An 18,206-nucleotide genomic window follows, 5' to 3' on the forward strand; every position below is an offset into this window, starting at 1 on the left:
GCGCAGCTAGACCGGTGCGCCCACCGGCCTTTCCTCCTCCCGTACCGGCAGCTCCGCCGTCACCGAGAAGCCGCCCCGTGGCTCCACCCCCGCCGTCAGCGAACCGCCCGCCGTGGAGAGGCGCTCCGTGAGGCCGGTCAGGCCGGTACCCGGGCCCTGGGTGGGGCCGGCGGCGCCCGTGCCGTTGTCCGTGACCGTCAGCCGGACCCGCTCCCCGCTGCCCGACACCGCGATCTCGCACCGGCTCGCCCCGCTGTGCCGTACGACGTTGGTGACCGCCTCCCGCACCACCCACCCCAGCAGCGCCTCGGTCTGCGGAGGCAGCGGCGGGCCGGAGCGGCGGACCACCGGCTCCACGTCCGCCGCGCTCAGCGCCGAACGGGCCCGGTCCAGTTCGGTCCCGAGGCTGCCTTCCCGGTAGCCGGTCACCGCCTCGCGGACCTCGGTCAGCGCCTGGCGGCCGACCGACTCGATGTCCGTGATCTGGGTCAGGGCCGCGTCCAGGTCGCGGTGCGCCAGCCGCCGGGCGGCCTCCGACTTGACCACGATGACCGACAGGGTGTGCCCGAGCAGATCGTGCAGGTCCCGGGAGAACCGCAGCCGTTCCTCCGCCACCGCCCGGGTGGCCAGTTCCTCCCGTGCGGCGCGCAGTTGCCGTACGGCGTCGGACAGGCTCAGGATCGCGGCCGTCACCATCGTCGAAAGGAAGGTCCCGTAGCCGATGTTGAGGCCGTTCCAGCCGTCCTTGACGCCGGCCACCGCACCCGCCGCCACCGCGAGCGACCAGCCCCACCGGCCCAGCCACCGGCCGCGCAGCGCCGCCCCCGCGGCCAGGCCGAGCAGCGGGAAGAACAGCAGCCAGCTGCCGCCGTAGGCCAGGGCCAGACCGCAGGTCAGCAGCGCCATGGCGGCCAGCGCCAGCCGCGTGGACAGCGACTCGCGCAGCTCCTTGGCGAAGGAGCGGAACGCGACGTAGACGTAGAGCGAGTTGAAGACGAGCAGTCCCGCGCCGCCGATCCAGGGGTTGGACGTCTGCCCCTGGAAGATGTTCGCCAGGCTGCCCAGCCCCATCAGCAGCCACGGCAGCAGCGTGAAACCGGTGGGCGGCGGACCGACCCGCTCCGGCTGCTCGCCGCGGTCGGACGCCCCGGACCGCTCGGACTGGCGCGCCAGCTGCCACGCGTCCAGCCGGCACGAGATCCTGCGCAGCCGTCCTCGGGTCCCGGTCATGACCGTCGGCTCCCTTCCACTTCCGTCGCTCGCCGTCGCTCGCCGTCTTCCGGTGTCTCCGGTGACTTCGATGGCTTTCGCCATCACTCGTCCGACGCTCAGGTGCTTTCCGCGCCGCGCCGGTAGGACAGGACGGCGTACGCCCCGAACACCAGCAGCCACGCCGCCAGTACGAGAATCCCTCCCGCCGGTGGCGCGTGCCCCGTGGCGACCGAGGTGCCCAGCTGCGCGAAGCGGTTGGTCGGGGTGTACGCCGACACCGTACGCAGCCACTCCGGGAACAGCGCGAGCGGGAACCACAGGCCGCCGAGCACCGCCAGCCCCAGATTGGCCACCATGTTCGCCACGCCCGTGGTCTGCCCGGTCAGCCGGTAGCCGTTGCCCAGCCCCAGCAGGGTGAACGGGACCGACCCCAGCCAGAGCAGCAGCGCCAGCGCCGCCCACTGCCACACCTCCAGCCGTACGCCGTTGATCAGACCGCCCGCGGCGAGCACGGCCGCGATCGCGGGCAGCACGGTGACCGAGGCCGTCAGGGCACGGCCCACGACCACCTGGTGCGAGGGCATGGGAGTCACCCTCAGCTGCCGCAGCCAGCCGATCGCCCGGTCCTCCGCGACCCCGCCGCCGGTGTTCAGCGCCGAGCCGACCGCGCCGTAGGCGGCCATACCGACCATCGCGCCGGTCTTCCACTCGCCCACGTCGCCGCCCCCGAGGTTGGTGAACAGGAGGTACATGAGCACCGGCATGGCGACGCCGCCGACGACGAAGCCGGGATCGCGCAGCGTACGGCGGGTCTCCAGCCGCAGATAGTCCCTCGTCGCGCCGCTCATCGCACGTTCTCCCTCTCCCGCTCCCCGCCCATGGGCGTCGCCACAGGCGTCGTCGTCACAGGCGTCGCCTCCCCTGTCGTGAGGGCCAGGAACGCGTCGTCCAGGGAGGCGGGGGCGACCTCCAGTCCGCGTATCGCGCCGAGTTCCGCCAGGGCGATCACGGTCGCGTCGGAGTCCTCGGTGCGCAGCAGCGCCCGGTCTCCGCGGACCTCCGTCGCGCACACCCCCGGCAGCAGCTTCAGGTCCCCGGTGGGCCGGCCGGCCAGGTCGAAGGAGACGCGGCTGCCGCCCGCCGCCCGGCGCAGCCCGTCGCCGGTGCCGTCCGCGACGACGCGCCCCCGGTCGACGACCAGGATCCGGTCGGCGTGCGCGTCGGCCTCCTCCAGGTAGTGGGTGGAGAAGAGGACCGTGCTGCCGCGCCGGGCGTACGCCCGCATCGACTCCCAGAAAGCGTGCCGGGCCTCCACGTCCAGGGCGGCCGTCGGCTCGTCCAGGACCAGCAGATCGGGTCGGCCGGCCAGCGCGACCGCGAACCGCACGCGCTGGACCTGCCCGCCGGACAGCCGGTCCACGCGCCGCCCGGCCAGCTGGGTGATCCCCGCCAGCTCCAGGGCCTGCCCGACGGGCATCGGCGCCGGATAGCGGCCGGCCACGAAGGCGACCAGCTCGCCCACGGTGACCCGGGGCACCGCCCGTGCCTCCTGGAGCATGGCCCCCACCCGCCCGGCGCGCACGGCGCGTTCCGGAGGGCCGCCGAACAGCTCCACCGTGCCCGCGTCGGGCGGGCAGAGGCCGAGCAGCAGCGCGATCGCCGTGGACTTGCCCGCGCCGTTGCGGCCGAGCAGCGCGACCGTCTCGCCGCGCTCGATACGCAGGTCGACGCCGTCGACGGCGCGGACGTCGCCGTAGGCCTTGGCCGCTGCCGTGAAGGAGACGGCGGGGGTGGTGCCCTCTGTTGGTCCCATGCCGGAGACGCTACGGAGCCGGCGGGGACGGGCGGCAGATGCGGTTGTCCACAGTCCGGCAGGACAAATGTCACGGGTGGCCGGTGTCCCGTACGGTCGGGGCTGTCCGTGACCGCCGTCGTGACCGGGTCGTCGTGACCGGGTCGCTGTGCCGGGTCACCGTGCTCAGGTCGCTGAGACCGGGGCGTCGTGGCCGGGTCGTCGTGATCAGGTCGCTGTCACCGGGTCGCCGTGACCGGGGGGCGTCGTGACCAGGTCACCGTGCCCCGGTCGCCGTGACCGGAGGAGCAGGAGGGCCATGCCCATCGACGCAGCCGGGGCGCTCGCCGCCGCGCCCCGGGTCCGCGAGATCGCCTGGAACCACAAGGACGTCCAGCTCTACCATCTGGGCATCGGCGCCGGACGGCCCGCCACCGACCCCGCCGAGCTGCGCTACACCCTGGAGTCCCGGCTGCACGTCCTGCCGAGCTTCGCGGCGGTGGCCGGCGGTGGCACCCCGGGCGTGATCGGCGCCCTGTCCGCGCCGGGTGTCGACGTCGACCTCGCCCACGTCCTGCACGGCGGGCAGAGCCTGCGCCTGCACCGGCCCGTTCCGGTGCGGGGCCGGGCGAGCGCGGCCTCGCGCGTCGTCGCCGTGTACGACAAGGGCACGGCGGCCGTCCTCGTCCTGCGCACCGACGTCTCCGACGCCGACGGGCCGCTGTGGACGGACGAGGCCGAGGTCTTCGTACGCGGGGAGGGCGGCTGGGGCGGCGAGCGGGGCCCGTCCGGACGTCCCTCACCACCGCCCGCCGAGCCACCGGACCACGTCGTCGAACGGGCCCTGCGCGAGGATCAGGCGCTGCTCTACCGGCTCTCCGGGGACTGGAACCCCTTGCACGCCGACCCGGAGTTCGCCGCGCGCGCCGGCTTCGAACGGCCCGTTCTGCACGGGCTGTGCACCTACGGCGCCACGCTCAAGGCGGTCGTCGACACGCTGCTGGACGGTGACGTGACCAGGGTGCGCGAGTACCGCACGCGGTTCGCCGGGGTGGTGTACCCGGGGGAGACGCTGCGGGTGCGGATGTGGCTGCCGGCCGGGTCGGAGAACGGCGGGCCGGACGAGACAGACGAGTCGAGTAAGAACAGGGAGACGAGTAAGAACAGGGAGACGAAGGAAGCGAAGGAAGCGAAGGAGACGAAGGAGACGCAGAAGACGAAGGAGGCGAGGGTGGCCGTCAGCGCCGTCGAGCGGGATGACGCGCCCGCCCTCGCCGGCACCGTCGTCCGGTACGCATGACGACAACGGCCCCGCCCGCCGGATGCGACGAACGGGGCCGGAGCCGCTTGCTTTCGTGTACGCCTGTGCCTGTGCCTGTGCCTGTGCCTGTGCCCGTGCCTTGTCCGTGCCGTCAGGCGGCCGTCTCGGACTCCTCGGCCGGCTTGCGGTGGCGGCCCCGCGGAGTCACCACGCCCTCCTGGCTGGAGACCGGTCCACGGTGCTTGCCGTGGCCGGTGCCGGTCTCGGAAACATCGGCACCTGCGACCCGCATCGGCCGGTTCGTGCTGGTGTCGTTCATCGGAAGGAATTCACCCCGTCAACATGATCTTTCCTGCAGCCGGGTGAGTCTAACCGGCACGCCTCGGGCCGAATCCAGACGGCCGCGCCAACCGGGACTACTTCGTTACAAGCCGTGCCAGTGGGGCCTGTTGGAGCGGTACGGGGCGCGGCGGAGCGGGCGTCGGAGCGGGTGTCGCAGGGCCCGTCGCGCCGAATTCGCCGGGGTCGCCCGGAGCCGATTCCTCCGCATGGTCGGCGCCCGCGGCACCCCCCACGCCCGGCACCCGCCCGCCCCCCGCGTCGGCTGCGGCCAGCCGGGCCACGCCGCACGGCATGCGCGGTGTGGAGCACGGCAGACGCAACTCCCCGTCCGGGGTCCACAGCCCCGCACCCGTCAGCCAGCCCTCGGGCGCGGGAAGATGACGCACCTTCCGTTCGGCGGGCCGCCACACACCCACCCAGCTCCCGAACGCGCCGTCCACGCGCAGCGCCACCGCGCAGCGTTCCGGAGTCAGCACCTGCCCCGGCTGGATGGCGAACGGCGTCACGACGCAGTCCGGCAGCCGCAGGCACTCCGGGAAGCGCACCGGCAGCGTGCTGCCCAGTACGCCCCAGCCGAGCCGCTCCTGCCCCGGCGAGGGGGCGTCCGAGCGGATCAGCACCAGTCCGCTGTCGGGGTCGGCCAGCAGCATCCGGTCGTCGCTGTCCGCGGCGATCTGCAGCAGCGGTGAGACCTCGCCGCCCCGCTCCAGGTCCACCACGACCGCCTTGGTCCGCCCGCCGGTCTCCCGGTCCACGGCCAGTATCCGGCCCGTGCGGTCCAGCCAGACCCCGCCCGAGCAACGGCCGGGGATCTCGGCCACCCGCTCGGGTCCGAAGGCGGCGCCCGCGACCTGCCACAGCACCGACGAGCGCGGGCCGACCGTGAGGGCGTACGCCTGCTCGCCGTCCGGGGCGGGCGGCAGCAGCCGCACACCGGTGGTGTCCGCCGGGCACTCGACCGCGCCGAGCGGCAGCTCGCCGGTGCCGGGCCCGGTCGGGTACAGCAGCGAGAAGACGTGCCGGCCGCCCGCAACGCGATGGACAAGGACCCGCCCGTCGGCCATCGGCTGCACCTCGGTGCCGGGCTCCTCGGGCTGGTTGCCCGGCAGTGGCACCGCGTAGGGCTCGTGGCCGTCCAGGGTCCAGCGCTCCGGGTACCAGGAATCGCCGCTCTCCCCGCTCCGGGCGAGGCGCGCGGCGTAGGCGCCCTCCGCGGTGATGCTGCAGCCCGCCCGCGGCGCCCCACCGTTCCCGGGGTCCGCCGAAGGCTCGATCACACAGGCCGTCATCGTTCGGTCACCTCCGGTGACGAAAGTAGTTTTCGTACGCACGGGCGGGGGCCGGCTGCGGCTCCCGTCACACATACGTGTGGCACAGGAACGATTCGCCTGAGGGAAGAGAGGGGTATGTGCTGTGCGGACCGGGTCGGCCGCGGGGGGCGGGGGGCGGGCGTCGGCGGGGCCGAAGGCGTGTGCCCGCTGCGGGTACAACGGCCAGAACCTCCAGGTAGCCTTGCATGCGTGCCCCGTCTGTCAGAAGTCATCGCCGCGCTGGACAACCTGTGGCCCGCCGAGCGGGCCGAGTCCTGGGACGCGGTCGGCACCGTCGTGGGCGATCCCGGCCAGGAGGTCGCCCGGGTCCTGTTCGCCGTCGACCCCGTGCAGGGGATCGTCGACGAGGCGGTGAAGCTGGGCGCCGACCTGCTCGTCACCCATCACCCGCTCTATCTGCGCGGGACGACGACGGTCGCGGCGTCCACCTCCAAGGGCCGCGTGGTGCACACGCTCATCAAGAACGACATCGCCCTGCACGTCGCCCACACCAACGCCGACACCGCCGACCCGGGCGTCTCCGACGCGCTGGCCGGCGCCCTGGACCTGCGCGTCGTACGGCCCCTCGTGCCGGATCCGAGCGACCCCGGGGGCCGTCGCGGCCTGGGCCGGGTGTGCGAGCTCGAGCATCCGCTGACCGTCCGCGAGCTCGCCGCCCGCGCCGCCGAGCGGCTCCCCGCCACCGCGCAGGGCATCCGGGTCGCCGGCGACCCGGAGGCGGCCGTGCGCACGATCGCCGTCAGCGGCGGCTCAGGCGACAGCCTCTTCGACCACGTACGGGCGGCCGGTGTCGACGCCTTCCTCACCGCCGACCTGCGCCACCACCCCGCGTCCGAGTTCATCGCGGAGCGCGCCCACAGTCCCCTCGCGCTGCTCGACGCGGCGCACTGGGCCACCGAGTGGCCCTGGTGCGAGCTGGGCGCGGCCCAGCTCGACGAGATCTCCGACCGCAACGGCTGGGACCTCAGGGTCCACGTCTCCGAAACGGTCACCGACCCCTGGACCGCCCGAGCGGCGTCCACCCCGACCTCTGAAGCAATGGGAGCCCCCAACTGAAAGCCGCGCCCGCCGACCAGATCCGACTCCTCGACGTCCAGGGTCTCGACACGCGCCTCCAGCAGCTGGCGCACAAGCGCCGGTCCCTGCCCGAGCACGCCGAGATCGACTCGCTGACCAAGGACCTCACCCAGCTGCGTGACCTGCTCGTGGCCGCGCAGACCGAGGAGAGCGACTGCGCCCGCGAGCAGACCAAGGCCGAGCAGGACGTGGATCAGGTGCGCCAGCGTGCCGGCCGCGACCAGCAGCGCCTGGACTCCGGGGCCGCCACCTCCCCGAAGGACCTGGAGAACCTCCAGCGCGAGATCGCCTCGCTCGCCAAGCGCCAGGGCGACCTGGAGGACGTCGTCCTGGAGGTGATGGAGCGCCGCGAGTCCGCGCAGGAGCGGGTCGCCGAGCTGACCGAGCGGGTCGGCGCGGTCCAGGGCAAGATCGACGACGCCACCGCACGCCGGGACGCGGCCGTCGAGGAGCTGGACGGCGAGGCGGCCTCGGTGGCCAAGGAGCGCGAGGTCATCGCGGGTTCGGTCCCCGACGACCTGCTGAAGCTCTACGGCAAGCTGCGCGAGCAGCAGGGCGGCCTCGGCGCGGCCAGGCTGTACCAGCGCAGCTGCCAGGGGTGCCGCCAGGAACTGGCGATCACCGAGCTGAGCGAGATCCGCTCGTCGGCACCCGACACCGTCGTCCGCTGCGAGAACTGCCGTCGCATCCTGGTGCGCACGGCCGACTCCGGGCTGTGAGGGGCCGGTTCGGTGGCTGATCGGTGGGAGATCCGGTGACCGGCCCTTCGAACGGATCGGTGACCGGATCGGTGCGCGGATCCGTGCCCGGACCGGTGTCCGGTCGGGCGCGGGAGTTCGTGGTCGAGGCCGACGGCGGGTCGCGGGGCAACCCGGGACCCGCGGGCTACGGCGCGGTGGTGCTGGACGCGGCGACGGGGGAGACGCTCGTCGAGGCGGCCGAGTACCTCGGGGTCGTCACGAACAACGTGGCCGAGTACCGGGGCCTGCTGGCCGGCCTGCTCGCGGCGAAGGAACTGGACCCGGACGCCACCGTGCACGTCCGGATGGACTCCAAGCTCGTCGTCGAGCAGATGTCGGGCCGCTGGAGGATCAAGCACCCCGACATGAAGCCGCTGGCGGCCGAGGCGGCGCGTGTCTTCCCTCCCGGGCGCGTGACCTACGAGTGGATTCCCCGCGCGAGCAACCAGCACGCCGACCGCCTGGCCAACGAGGCGATGGACGCGGGGGCGCGCGGCGCCCGGTGGTCGCCCGCCGAGTCCACGGCGGTCCTGGACGCGGGCGGCGCCGCCGGACGTGCGGCGCGGGCCCGCCGTACCGGGGACGAGCCGACGGCCGCATCCGCCGGGACCGGTGACAGCACCGGGACCGGTGACGGCGGCGGTGACGGTGACAGCACCGGGACCGGCGACGGCGGCGGTGACGGTGACAGCGCCGGGACCGGTGACGGTGCCGGCGCGGAGACCGTCGGCGGGAACGGCGCGGCCGCGGGCGAGCGCGTCGCGCAGGTGGCCCGGACCGGCGACGAGACCGCCACGCCGCCCGGCACGGTGGCGAGAGGCGGCGCCGCCGTCTCCGGCGCGGCTGCCACCGCGCAGGCGTCGGCCGCCGCCGATGTGCGGGCCGCGAAGACCGTGGCCTCGCCCGGCTGGGGACCCCCCGACATGGGCGCCCCCGCCACCTTCGTCCTCCTGCGGCACGGGGAGACGCCTCTCACCCCGCAGAAGCGGTTCTCCGGGAGCGGCGGCAGCGATCCGTCCCTGTCGTCCGTCGGCCGGGAGCAGGCCGAGAAGGCCGCCGCGAGCCTCGCCCGGCGCGGCACGGTCCAGGCGGTCGTCGCCTCGCCCCTGGCCCGCACCCGCGAGACCGCCGGCATCGTCGCCGCCCGCCTCGGTCTGGAGGTGGCCGTCGAGGAGGGACTGCGGGAGACCGACTTCGGCGCGTGGGAGGGGCTCACCTTCGGCGAGGTGCGCGAGCGGTATCCCGACGACCTGGACGCCTGGCTGGCCTCCCCGGAGGCGGAACCGACCGGCGGTGGCGAGAGCTTCGCGGCCACCGGTGCCCGGATCTCCGCCACCCGCGACAAGCTCGTCGCGGCGTACGCGGGCCGCACGGTGCTGCTGGTCTCCCACGTGACGCCGATCAAGACGTTCCTGCGACTCGCCCTGGGCGCCCCGCCCGAGTCGCTGTTCCGGATGGAACTCTCGGCGGCGTCGCTGTCGGCGGTGGCGTACTACGCGGACGGCGGCGCGAGCGTCCGCCTGTTCAACGAGACGTCCCACCTGCGCTGAGCGCGGCCGCCTCGCGGGCCAGCGCCTCGACGCGCCCCCAGGCCCGGCCGGCCACCGCGTCCTTGGGCAGCATCCAACTACCCCCCACACAGCCGACGTTGGGCAGCTCCAGGTACTCCGGCGCGGAGGCCGGTCCGATACCACCCGTCGGACAGAACCGGGCCTGCGGCAACGGAGCGGCGAGCGCCTTGAGGTAGGCGGTGCCGCCCGCGGCCTCGGCCGGGAAGAACTTCATCTCCCGCACCCCGCGCTCCAGCAGCGCGACCACCTCCGAAGCGGTCGACACCCCCGGCAGGAACGGCACCCCGGACGCCCGCATCGCCTCCAGCAGCACGTCCGTCCACCCCGGGCTGACCAGGAACCCGGCCCCGGCCGCCACGACCTCCCCCACCTGCTCCGGCGTGATGACCGTGCCCGCGCCGACCACCGCGCCCGGCACCTCACCGGCGATCGCCCGGATCGCGCCGAGGGCCGCCGGCGTCCGCAGCGTCACCTCGATCGCGGGCAGCCCGCCGGCGACGAGCGCCCGGGCGAGCGGCACCGCGTCGGCGAGGTCGTCGACGACCACGACGGGCACGACGGGCGCGAGATCCAGTACCGAGGCGGCGGGGGAGGAGGGCGGCGGAGAACTCATGCCCTCATCGTGCCGCCGCAACGCACTCTCTGCAATCAGCGTTGCAAGAGGCGCAACAGAGGAGAGGGCGAGGAGAGGGAGTGGCGAGACAGAGGAGGGCGCGGGCTCAGTGGACCTCGTCGACGAGCACATCCAGCGACCAGGGTTTCCCCGCCCTCCCGGGCGCCTCCGTCTCCACCTCGTACCCCAGGTCGCGCAGCGCCTCCACCAGCTCGGCCGGCCCTTCGGGCGCGATCCCGGACGCGAGCAGACCCCGCACGATCCGCCCCTTGGTCGCCTTGTTGAAGTGGCTGACCACCTTCCGGGTCGGCGCGTGCAGCACGCGTACCGTCGCCGTCCGCGAGGCGACCTCGCCCTTCGGCCTCCACGCCGCCGCGTACGCCGACGAGCGCAGGTCCAGCACCAGCCGCCCGCCGGCCGCAGCGGGCAGCACCTCGGTCATCGGCGCCCGCCAGTGCGCGCCCAGTGCCCCGAGCCCGGGCAGCTTCACGCCCATCGAGCACCGGTAGGAGGGGATACGGTCGGTCACCCGCACGGCACCCCACAGCCCCGAGAACACCAGCAGCGAACGCGCGGCCCGCTTCCTGGCGGCGGCGTCGAGGGAGGCCAGGTCCAGGGCGTCGTACAGCACGCCGGTGTAGATCTCCCCGGCCGGCCGCGTGCCCGCCGTCAGCAGCTCCACGTTCTTGGCGACCTCGCCGCGCAGCCCCTCGCTCAGACCGAGCACCTCGCGCGCCTTCTCCTCGTCGCCGGCGCACAGCTCGACCAGCTCGCCGAGGACGGCCTCCCGGGCCGCGGTGAGCCCCGGCAGGGACAGCGACCCGGTCTTCAGCGGGGCACCCCGGCCGGACGCGGCCTTCCCCTCGGACGGCGGCAGCAGGACAAGCACACGTACTCCTTCGCTCTGAGCCAGCGGGCTCCCGGTCAGGGTACGGCGTGCCCCTCCCGCGCCTGCTCGACGGCCCGTACGAGACCGCCTGGGTCGTCGGCGTGGCAGCGCACTACGCGCACCTCGCGCCTACGGGACCGCCGGAGTCGTCGGCGTGGCAGCGCACCACGCGCACCTCGCGCCGCCGCCCGAAAAAGGTCACGTGGGCGACGGGCTCGGCGAGGGCGACGGTGACGGAGGTCTGCGCGCCCACGGCGAGATCCAGCTCGCCGTCCCTCGGCTCGTGCTCCGCGCGCAGCTCAACGCCGGACGGGGGCGATCCGCTCCAGCGGTATCCGTACGTCGGCGTGCACGGCCCGGCGGACCCACAGCGTGCCGCCCGCCACGTCCGGGAGGTGCGGGTGGACGACGGACGCGGCGTGCAATCCGATGACGAGGACGACGGTGTACACGTCCAGGACCAGCACCACGTGGTGCGCGGTCGGCCAGGCGCTCCGGCTCGGGCAGCAGGCCCTGACGGTGGCAGTGCCGCACGGTCCGCGTGGTGACGCCGACGGTGTCGGCGAGTTCTCCGATCCGCATGACCTCAGTAGAAACGTTGGCGTTGCGGCAGGGGCAAGCGTGGTGAGTCCGGCTTCTGACGCAGGGCGTGATCGTGTGCCACGAGCAAGGGGGAGTTCGTTGTGGCGCCGCCGCCGGACGGGGATCACGAGGACCACATCAACCCGACATCGACCTGGACACAGCCGACTTCCTCTGAGGCCGTCCGCAGGCCACCCCCACGCCCGGTACCATGGTCCGGACGGCAGACGAGCCGGGCGGGCGGCCGCGTGGAGTCCCTCACAGGACTTCCCGAGGAACGTCCGGGCTCCACAGGGCAGGGTGATGGCTAACGGCCACCCGGGGTGACCCGCGGGACAGTGCCACAGAAAGCAGACCGCCGGAGGCTTCGGCCCCCGGTAAGGGTGAAACGGTGGTGTAAGAGACCACCAGTGCCCAGGGCGACCTGGGCAGCTAGGTAAACCCCACCCGGAGCAAGGTCAAGAAGGAAGCGCCTCGGTGCTTCTGCGCGGACGTTCGAGGGCTGCCCGCCCGAGTCCGCGGGTAGACCGCTGGAGGCCGGTGGCAACGCCGGTCCTAGATGGATGGCCGTCGCCGGAAGGCCCGCGAGGACCTTCCGGAACAGAACCCGGCGTACAGCCCGACTCGTCTGCCGCTCTCCCCCCACCAGGGCTGCCGCGGCACGGCAGGACGGTGGGAGCGCCCCCGGAAACGACCCCGCCGCCGGGGCGAGCAAGTGCTCGAAGCACACCACGCGGTGGTCCGCGAGGGCGACACCGTCACCGTGACCTTCCGGCAGGGTGAGTGGACGGTCGCGACCAGCGGAGCATGCCCATGACCGGACCGGCCGGTTACGAAGTGGAGACCGACCGGACGCTGGACTTCGCGCGCCAGTGCGAGGTGGACCCCGAGGTGCCCTTCGCCACGCTGGTGACGCGCCTGGCGGACACGGCGGGACGCACCCGTCCTCGCCGTAGGGGAGGCGAAGACCTTCAAGGCGGGCGGGGACGGCCGGGTCCAGCTGCGGATCAACGACGGTGAGGGGTGCCTGGACGACAACACGGGCCAGGTCAGGGTGGTAGGGGAGATGAGCCACCGGCCCTGACCGGCGCGGGCGGAGCCGGCGGCCGTACGCGGCAACCTCCGCGAGGTCCACCGCCGGATTCCCTGACGAGCCGTCCTCCGAACCCGATGGTTCCGGCATTGGCACCCCCGAGGAGCGAGCGCTGCGGGCCGCACAGAACCGCACCGCCCTGTGCGAGCGGGACGGCTGCAACCCGGGCGAGAGTGAACTGCTGGCGCTCGACGCGGAACCGGACCGGCGGCTGGCCGAGGCCGGGGCGAGGTGATCACTGCCCGGCGACGCCCCGGACGACGACCGGCCCCCGGGCGCGGACGATCCGTGCGCCTCGTCGACGTAGACCCTGAATGCCGCCCGCGTTCGCCCTCGTCGGCGCCCGCAGCGGACGTACCGAGTTCGAACGGGTGGACACCGGAGTCAGCTGGTACGCCGGCTACATCCAGCGCTGCCTCGACTTCGTCGAGGGTCGGCGAGAGCCTGGGCGATCAGGGTCGGATCACGCAGGGTCACCGGGGAGACGCTCGGGCCGGGGCGAACGCGTTCGACGCGCACCCGTTGCCGCCAGCGCCTGCGGTCGTCCTGAGAGCAAGGCGTCGAAAATTTCGAAGCTGTGTATGTGATTTTCTGATGCTTCTCACGCACTCCCCTTGTTGTGCGTGAGTGGCGATGAGTGAATCGCCATTGAGCTGCACTTTTCCATACCTGTCAGGGCTTTGGTGATCTCGAAGGTTTCGAAACTTCTACCGAAACTGTTGACGCTTGACGGGTGCAGGCCAACACTGGCGCCGTTGTCCGAACCCCCGCAGGAGAGGAACGCCTCCCATGAACCTGCTCGTGCAACCGCGGCGCCGCAGACGAGGTCTCGTCACCTTGCTCATCAGAAGCGCCTGGGCCGTCGCCCTCGCCGCGCTGGCCGCGCTGATGCTCCCGGGCACCGCCCAGGCCGACACGGTCGTCACGACCAACCAGGAGGGCACCAACAACGGCTACTACTACTCGTTCTGGACCGACAGCCAGGGCACCGTCTCCATGAACATGGGGTCCGGCGGTCAGTACAGCACCTCGTGGAGCAACACCGGCAACTTCGTCGCCGGCAAGGGCTGGGCCAACGGCGGGCGCAGGACCGTGCAGTACTCGGGCAGCTTCAACCCGTCCGGCAACGCGTACCTGGCGCTCTACGGGTGGACGTCGAACCCGCTCGTCGAGTACTACATCGTCGACAACTGGGGCACCTACCGGCCCACGGGTGACTACAAGGGCACCGTGACCACCGACGGAGGCACCTACGACATCTACAAGACGACCCGCTACAACAAGCCCTCCGTCGAAGGCAACCGCACCTTCGACCAGTACTGGAGCGTCCGGCAGTCCAAGCGGACCGGCGGCACCATCACCACGGGCAACCACTTCGACGCGTGGGCGCGGGCCGGGATGCCGATGGGCAGCTTCAACTACTACATGATCATGGCCACCGAGGGCTACCAGAGCAGCGGTAACTCCAACATCAACGTCGGCGGCACGGGCGGCGGCGGCGGTGGCGGCGGCGGTGGCGGTGGTGGCGGCGGTGCTTGTACCGCGACGCTGTCCGCCGGGCAGCGGTGGGGCGACCGGTACAACCTGGACGTGTCCGTCAGCGGGGCGAGCGACTGGACGGTGACGATGAACGTGCCGTCGCCGGCGAAGGTCATGTCGACCTGGAACGTCAGCGCGAGCTATCCCAACGCGCAGACGCTGACCGCCAAGTCGAACGGCAGCGGGAACAACTGGGGCGCCACCATCCAGGCCAACGGCAACTGGACCTGGCCCTCGGTCTCCTGCAGCGCGGGCTGACGGCATCCGGAACGAGGAACGAGGAGTGAGGAGGATCCACTCGTATGCGTACCAGACCACGTCCGTCGACGCGCCCCTTGCGTAACCTGGCCGCCGGCGTGGCCGTCACCGCCCTGGCCGCCGCGGGCACCGTCGTGGCCGGCGCCGCTCCGTCCCAGGCGGCGGCCTGCGACGGCTACGTCGGGCTCACCTTCGACGACGGCCCCTCCGGCAGCACCCAGGCCCTGCTCAACGCGCTCAGGCAGAACGGGCTGCGGGCCACCATGTTCAACGAGGGCCAGTACGCCGCCCAGAACCCGTCCCTGGTCCGGGCGCAGGTCGACGCCGGCATGTGGGTCGCCAACCACAGTTACACCCACCCGCACATGACCCAGCTCAGCCAGGCCCAGATGGACTCGGAGATCTCCCGGACCCAGCAGGCGATCGCGGGCGCGGGGGGCGGGACGCCCAAGCTGTTCCGGCCGCCGTACGGCGAGACCAACGCGACGCTCCGGTCGGTCGAGGCCAAGTACGGGCTCACCGAGGTGATCTGGGACGTCGACTCGCAGGACTGGAACAACGCCAGTACCGACGCGATCGTGCAGGCCGTCTCCCGGCTCGGCAACGGCCAGGTCATCCTCATGCACGACTGGCCCGCCAACACGCTCGCGGCCATCCCGCGCATCGCGCAGACCCTGGCGAACAAGGGGCTGTGCTCCGGCATGATCTCGCCGCAGACCGGCCGCGCGGTCGCCCCCGACGGCGGCAGCGGCGGCGGGGGAGGGGGCGGTGGCGGTGGCGGTGGTGGCGGTGGTAGCTGTACCGCGACGCTGTCCGCCGGGCAGCGGTGGGGCGACCGGTACAACCTGGACGTGTCCGTCAGCGGGTCCAGCGACTGGACGGTGACGATGAACGTGCCGTCGCCGGCGAAGGTCATGTCGACCTGGAACGTCAGCGCGAGCTATCCCAACGCGCAGACGCTAACCGCCAAGTCGAACGGCAGCGGGAACAACTGGGGCGCCACCATCCAGGCCAACGGCAACTGGACCTGGCCCTCGGTCTCCTGCAGCGCGGGCTGACCAGGCCGCCGGTCCGCACCCGTGACCGACTCCCACGGGTGCGGACCTCCGTGCGCGCTCACGTGCCCGGGGAACGCCCCGCCACCCGTGCCAGGTGCCGGCCGAAGACCTCGCGGGCCTCGGGCGTCAGGGACCGCAGCGCCACCATCGCCGTGATCACGACGTCGCACAGCTCCGCCTCCACGTCGTCCCAGGTGTGCGTGACGCCCTTGCGCGGGTTCTGGCCGGTCGCGCCGATCACCGCCTCGGCGACCTCGCCGACCTCCTCCGACAGTTTCAGCATGCGCAGCAGCAGGCCCTCCCGGCCGCCGACCGGCTGGTCGGCCTCCAGCCACTTCCACAGGGCGTCGATCGTGTTCCAGGTGTCGACGGGCGCACCGCCGGAGTCGTCCTTCATACCGCGCAGCCTGCCACGGCGGTCATGGCGGTCACGATGGCCACCTCGGCCCCGGTGGCCACGCGGGTCACGGGGGCCAACGGCGGTCACGGCAGTCACGGCGGCCAAAGGCCATCACCTCGGCCACGGTGGCCACGCGGGTCACGGAAGCCAAAGGCGGTCACGGCAGTCACGTCACGGCGGCCAAGGCCATCACGGTGGCCACCTCGGCCACGGCGGCCACGCGGGTCACGGCGGCCAACGGCGGTCACGGCGGGCCCGCGCAGGGCCGCGGGACCGGTGCGTCAGTCGAACAAGGGCTCCTGCCGCCCCTCCGCCGCCCTGCGCAACCGCTTGTTCCGCGCCCCCACGATCGCCGTCGTGGCGGCCGCGGTCGCCGCGAGGGCGGCGGGGACCATCCAGTTCCGGTTGACCGCGTGGCCGAGCGCGTGGTCCAGCGAGAGGCGGCCGGGGCCCGTGACCGCGAGGCCGGCGGCCGTCAGGCCGAGGGACGCCGCGTACTCGAGGCCGCCGGCCTGGGCGAAGAAGCCGTTCGGGGCGTGCACCGCCGCGGCGCCCGCCATCGCGCCGGCCGCCGCCGCACCCGCGGCCGGGGTGGCCAGGCCCAGCGCCAGCAGCGCGCCGCCGCCCGCCTCCGCCAGGCCCGCCGCGGTGGCGCTGGCCCGGCCCGGCGCGTAGCCCATGGCCTCCATGGCCTGGCCGGTGCCCTCGATCCCCCCGCCGCCGAACCAGCCGAGCAGCTTCTGCGCGCCGTGTGCGGCCAGAACGCCGCCGGTACCCAGGCGGAGCAGCAGCAGCCCGAGATCACGTCGGTCACCACACTTCACGTCGACTCCCTCGCAGACAGCGGCGGCTCATCTCCCCACCGTCGCCCCTCCGCGGCGCCCGGGCCCCTCGCGGCGGCCGTTCGGGTGGTCGGCCGGGTGGCGGGGGTGCGGAGCCGGTGTGACGCTGCCGCCATGACGATTCAGACCACGCGACTCAGCGACCCGGCCGTCCGCGCCTTCGTCGCCGCCGTCAACGCCCACGACCGCGAGGCCTTCCTCGCGCTGCTCGCGCCGGGCGCCACCATGGCCGACGACGGAGACGACCGGAATCTCGCCCAGTGGATCGACCGGGAGATCTTCTCCTCCAACGGGCACCTGGAGGTCGACAACGAGTCGAACGGCGGTCGCGCCCTCATCGCCCGCTACCGCAACGACACCTGGGGCGAGATGCGCACCCGGTGGGACTTCACCGTGGACGAGGAGGGGCGGATCGCGCGGTTCGAGACCGGGCAGGCCTGAGTCGCGCGCACACGGGCCACGCGGCAGTCGTTCCGCCCACCGGTGCGCATCCCGCGGTCACAGCGGGATCCACCCCCTGCCGGTGCGGCGGAACGGCTGCCGCCTCCCCCTCGGTGTGGCCTGTGGAGCATGACGGAAGGCATTACGCCAACTGTGAAGCTCTGGTGAAGGAGAGTTGAGCACACATCCGCCACCGGCTGCAATATCGCGGACTGTGAAAATCCGATGGTGTGGATGACCGCGGGAGCGCCGGCCCGCCGTGCTCAGCCACGCCCCACGTACGGCATCGCCGTCGCCATGACCGTCGCGAACTGCACGTTCGCCTCCAGCGGCAGCTGAGCCATGTGCCGCACCGTGCGCGCGACGTCGGCCACGTCCATCACGGGCTCGGGTGCCGTCTCCCCGTTGGCCTGGAGCGCGCCGGTCCGCAGAGCGGCCGTCATGTCGGTCGCCGCGTTGCCGATGTCGATCTGGCCGACCGCGATGCCGTAGGGCCTGCCGTCCAGGGACAGCGACTTGGTCAGGCCCGTCAGCGCGTGCTTGGTCGCCGTGTACGCCACCGAGTGCGGGCGCGGGGTGTGCGCCGAGACCGAGCCGTTGTTGATGATCCGGCCGCCCTGCGGGTCCTGCTCCTTCATCTGCCGGTACGCCGCCTGCGCGCACAGGAACGCCCCGTTGAGGTTGGTGTCCACCACGTGCCGCCAGGCCTCGTAGGGCAGTTCCTCGACCGGTACGCCGCCAGGACCGAACGTCCCGGCGTTGTTGAACAGCAGGTCCAGTCGCCCGAACCGGTCGCGTACGGCGCCGAACAGGGCCGCGACGTCCTCCGGGCGTGACACGTCGGCGCGGACGGTGAGCGCCGTGCCGCCGCCCGCGGGTGCCGCCGCGGCCGTCCGGGCCAGCGGCTCGGGGCGGCGCCCGGCCAGGGCCACCGACCAGCCGGCGTTGAGCAGTTCGACGGCGACCGCCCGGCCGACGCCGGAGCCGGCGCCCGTGACGACGGCGACCTTCCGCGCGCCGGTGCTTTCCTCGGCGGTGGTTCTCACGGTGTTCATGAGTCGGCAGCGTACGGGTCGCGGAGCATACGGAACTCATCCGTCCGACATGCGATCGCCATGTCCGCGCCAAGCCCGGGTCGTCCCCGGCCCTTCGAATTCCCTTGCAA

The 18,206-nt window shown here is 73.1% G+C and carries 17 protein-coding genes, 1 other RNA gene and 2 pseudogenes; 8 read left to right on the forward strand and 12 right to left on the reverse strand.

All coding sequences use genetic code 11. The annotated features are described in order from the left end of the window. Positions 1 to 6: 6 nt before the first annotated feature. From ACGFYH_RS01815 to ACGFYH_RS01825, 3 genes are all read right to left on the reverse strand, one after another. Positions 7 to 1,230, reverse strand: coding sequence for a sensor histidine kinase (locus tag ACGFYH_RS01815; protein WP_393801140.1), 1,224 nt, complete (start codon positions 1,228 to 1,230; stop codon positions 7 to 9). A gap of 98 nt (positions 1,231 to 1,328) precedes the next feature. Then, positions 1,329 to 2,060 carry an ABC transporter permease gene (locus tag ACGFYH_RS01820; RefSeq protein ID WP_393801141.1) on the reverse strand — a complete coding sequence of 244 codons (732 nt, stop codon included), beginning with the start codon at positions 2,058 to 2,060 and terminating at the stop codon, positions 1,329 to 1,331. Then, on the reverse strand, positions 2,057 to 3,025 hold the full coding sequence (locus ACGFYH_RS01825; protein ID WP_393801142.1) for an ABC transporter ATP-binding protein: 969 nt from the start codon (positions 3,023 to 3,025) through the stop codon (positions 2,057 to 2,059). Before ACGFYH_RS01825 ends, ACGFYH_RS01820 begins: the two co-directional genes overlap by 4 nt. Before the next feature lie 298 nt (positions 3,026 to 3,323). Between ACGFYH_RS01825 and ACGFYH_RS01830 the strand changes: the two genes are divergently transcribed. Then, positions 3,324 to 4,304 carry a MaoC/PaaZ C-terminal domain-containing protein gene (locus ACGFYH_RS01830; RefSeq protein ID WP_393801143.1) on the forward strand — a complete coding sequence of 327 codons (981 nt, stop codon included), beginning with the start codon at positions 3,324 to 3,326 and terminating at the stop codon, positions 4,302 to 4,304. A gap of 112 nt (positions 4,305 to 4,416) precedes the next feature. Here ACGFYH_RS01830 and ACGFYH_RS01835 read toward each other — a convergent pair whose 3' ends face one another. Both ACGFYH_RS01835 and ACGFYH_RS01840 read right to left on the reverse strand, forming a co-directional pair. After that, a complete protein-coding gene (locus ACGFYH_RS01835; protein WP_393801144.1) occupies positions 4,417 to 4,584 on the reverse strand; it encodes a hypothetical protein in 168 nt (55 codons plus the stop codon). 97 nt (positions 4,585 to 4,681) lie between these two features. Beyond that, positions 4,682 to 5,896: a hypothetical protein gene (locus ACGFYH_RS01840; RefSeq protein ID WP_393801145.1), complete on the reverse strand. Its 1,215-nt coding sequence runs from the start codon at positions 5,894 to 5,896 to the stop codon at positions 4,682 to 4,684. Between the two features lie 231 nt (positions 5,897 to 6,127). On the opposite strand from ACGFYH_RS01840, the gene ACGFYH_RS01845 reads away from it, so the two are divergent. The 3 genes from ACGFYH_RS01845 (at position 6,128) to ACGFYH_RS01855 (ending at position 9,305) form a co-directional block, all read left to right on the forward strand. Then, positions 6,128 to 6,994, forward strand: coding sequence for a Nif3-like dinuclear metal center hexameric protein (locus ACGFYH_RS01845; protein ID WP_393801146.1), 867 nt, complete (start codon positions 6,128 to 6,130; stop codon positions 6,992 to 6,994). Then, on the forward strand, positions 6,991 to 7,734 hold the full coding sequence (locus ACGFYH_RS01850) for a zinc ribbon domain-containing protein (RefSeq protein WP_393801511.1): 744 nt from the start codon (positions 6,991 to 6,993) through the stop codon (positions 7,732 to 7,734). Before ACGFYH_RS01845 ends, ACGFYH_RS01850 begins: the two co-directional genes overlap by 4 nt. Before the next feature lie 95 nt (positions 7,735 to 7,829). Beyond that, a complete protein-coding gene (locus ACGFYH_RS01855) occupies positions 7,830 to 9,305 on the forward strand; it encodes a bifunctional RNase H/acid phosphatase (RefSeq protein WP_393801512.1) in 1,476 nt (491 codons plus the stop codon). On the opposite strand, the gene eda is transcribed toward ACGFYH_RS01855, so the two are convergent. From eda to ACGFYH_RS01875, 4 genes and pseudogenes are all read right to left on the reverse strand, one after another. Beyond that, the gene (eda, locus tag ACGFYH_RS01860; RefSeq protein WP_393801147.1) at positions 9,280 to 9,939 is read right to left on the reverse strand and encodes a bifunctional 4-hydroxy-2-oxoglutarate aldolase/2-dehydro-3-deoxy-phosphogluconate aldolase; all 660 of its coding nucleotides are present in this window, start codon (positions 9,937 to 9,939) and stop codon (positions 9,280 to 9,282) included. The two genes, ACGFYH_RS01855 and eda, sit on opposite strands and share 26 nt — an antisense overlap. A 106-nt stretch (positions 9,940 to 10,045) precedes the next feature. Beyond that, positions 10,046 to 10,828 carry a peroxide stress protein YaaA gene (yaaA, locus tag ACGFYH_RS01865; RefSeq protein ID WP_393801148.1) on the reverse strand — a complete coding sequence of 261 codons (783 nt, stop codon included), beginning with the start codon at positions 10,826 to 10,828 and terminating at the stop codon, positions 10,046 to 10,048. A gap of 35 nt (positions 10,829 to 10,863) precedes the next feature. Beyond that, positions 10,864 to 11,316, reverse strand: a pseudogene (locus ACGFYH_RS01870) (hypothetical protein); the annotation flags it as partial. Beyond that, a pseudogene (locus ACGFYH_RS01875) lies at positions 11,309 to 11,410 on the reverse strand (MerR family DNA-binding transcriptional regulator); the annotation flags it as partial. The pseudogenes ACGFYH_RS01875 and ACGFYH_RS01870, both read right to left, overlap by 8 nt. A 228-nt stretch (positions 11,411 to 11,638) precedes the next feature. On the opposite strand from ACGFYH_RS01875, the gene rnpB reads away from it, so the two are divergent. The 3 genes from rnpB (at position 11,639) to ACGFYH_RS01890 (ending at position 15,358) form a co-directional block, all read left to right on the forward strand. Next, positions 11,639 to 12,041, forward strand: an RNA gene (gene rnpB / locus ACGFYH_RS01880) — RNase P RNA component class A. Positions 12,042 to 13,292: 1,251 nt separating this feature from the next. Next, complete coding sequence (locus tag ACGFYH_RS01885) at positions 13,293 to 14,300, forward strand: glycoside hydrolase family 11 protein (RefSeq protein ID WP_393801149.1); 1,008 nt, start codon at positions 13,293 to 13,295, stop codon at positions 14,298 to 14,300. Between the two features lie 44 nt (positions 14,301 to 14,344). Further along, positions 14,345 to 15,358, forward strand: coding sequence for a polysaccharide deacetylase family protein (locus ACGFYH_RS01890; protein WP_393801150.1), 1,014 nt, complete (start codon positions 14,345 to 14,347; stop codon positions 15,356 to 15,358). Positions 15,359 to 15,416: 58 nt separating this feature from the next. Here the strand turns inward: ACGFYH_RS01890 and ACGFYH_RS01895 are convergent, their stop codons facing one another. Both ACGFYH_RS01895 and ACGFYH_RS01900 read right to left on the reverse strand, forming a co-directional pair. After that, on the reverse strand, positions 15,417 to 15,755 hold the full coding sequence (locus ACGFYH_RS01895; RefSeq protein WP_393801151.1) for a MazG-like family protein: 339 nt from the start codon (positions 15,753 to 15,755) through the stop codon (positions 15,417 to 15,419). A 284-nt stretch (positions 15,756 to 16,039) separates the two neighbouring features. Next, the gene (locus ACGFYH_RS01900; RefSeq protein ID WP_393801152.1) at positions 16,040 to 16,582 is read right to left on the reverse strand and encodes a DoxX family protein; all 543 of its coding nucleotides are present in this window, start codon (positions 16,580 to 16,582) and stop codon (positions 16,040 to 16,042) included. Positions 16,583 to 16,714: 132 nt separating this feature from the next. Between ACGFYH_RS01900 and ACGFYH_RS01905 the strand changes: the two genes are divergently transcribed. Then, positions 16,715 to 17,041 (forward strand): nuclear transport factor 2 family protein, encoded by a 327-nt coding sequence (locus ACGFYH_RS01905; RefSeq protein WP_393801153.1) that lies wholly within the window; start codon positions 16,715 to 16,717, stop codon positions 17,039 to 17,041. Positions 17,042 to 17,304: 263 nt separating this feature from the next. On the opposite strand, the gene ACGFYH_RS01910 is transcribed toward ACGFYH_RS01905, so the two are convergent. Then, a complete protein-coding gene (locus ACGFYH_RS01910; RefSeq protein WP_393801154.1) occupies positions 17,305 to 18,096 on the reverse strand; it encodes an SDR family oxidoreductase in 792 nt (263 codons plus the stop codon). Between the last annotated feature and the right edge of the window lie 110 nt (positions 18,097 to 18,206).

Origin of the sequence: Streptomyces sp. NPDC048392, assembly GCF_043200575.1 — a bacterium.
GTDB lineage: Bacteria > Actinomycetota > Actinomycetes > Streptomycetales > Streptomycetaceae > Streptomyces.

Bases quoted from the DNA above. Each gene is read 5' to 3' on its own strand.
- ACGFYH_RS01815 (WP_393801140.1), bottom strand. From the start codon at position 1,230: ATGACCGGGACCCGAGGACGGCTGCGCAGGATCTCGTGCCGGCTGGAC.
- ACGFYH_RS01820 (WP_393801141.1), bottom strand. From the start codon at position 2,060: ATGAGCGGCGCGACGAGGGACTATCTGCGGCTGGAGACCCGCCGTACG.
- ACGFYH_RS01825 (WP_393801142.1), bottom strand. From the start codon at position 3,025: ATGGGACCAACAGAGGGCACCACCCCCGCCGTCTCCTTCACGGCAGCG.
- ACGFYH_RS01830 (WP_393801143.1), top strand. From the start codon at position 3,324: ATGCCCATCGACGCAGCCGGGGCGCTCGCCGCCGCGCCCCGGGTCCGC.
- ACGFYH_RS01835 (WP_393801144.1), bottom strand. From the start codon at position 4,584: ATGAACGACACCAGCACGAACCGGCCGATGCGGGTCGCAGGTGCCGAT.
- ACGFYH_RS01840 (WP_393801145.1), bottom strand. From the start codon at position 5,896: ATGACGGCCTGTGTGATCGAGCCTTCGGCGGACCCCGGGAACGGTGGG.
- eda (WP_393801147.1), bottom strand. From the start codon at position 9,939: ATGAGTTCTCCGCCGCCCTCCTCCCCCGCCGCCTCGGTACTGGATCTC.
- ACGFYH_RS01885 (WP_393801149.1), top strand. From the start codon at position 13,293: ATGAACCTGCTCGTGCAACCGCGGCGCCGCAGACGAGGTCTCGTCACC.
- ACGFYH_RS01890 (WP_393801150.1), top strand. From the start codon at position 14,345: ATGCGTACCAGACCACGTCCGTCGACGCGCCCCTTGCGTAACCTGGCC.
- ACGFYH_RS01895 (WP_393801151.1), bottom strand. From the start codon at position 15,755: ATGAAGGACGACTCCGGCGGTGCGCCCGTCGACACCTGGAACACGATC.
- ACGFYH_RS01905 (WP_393801153.1), top strand. From the start codon at position 16,715: ATGACGATTCAGACCACGCGACTCAGCGACCCGGCCGTCCGCGCCTTC.
- ACGFYH_RS01910 (WP_393801154.1), bottom strand. From the start codon at position 18,096: ATGAACACCGTGAGAACCACCGCCGAGGAAAGCACCGGCGCGCGGAAG.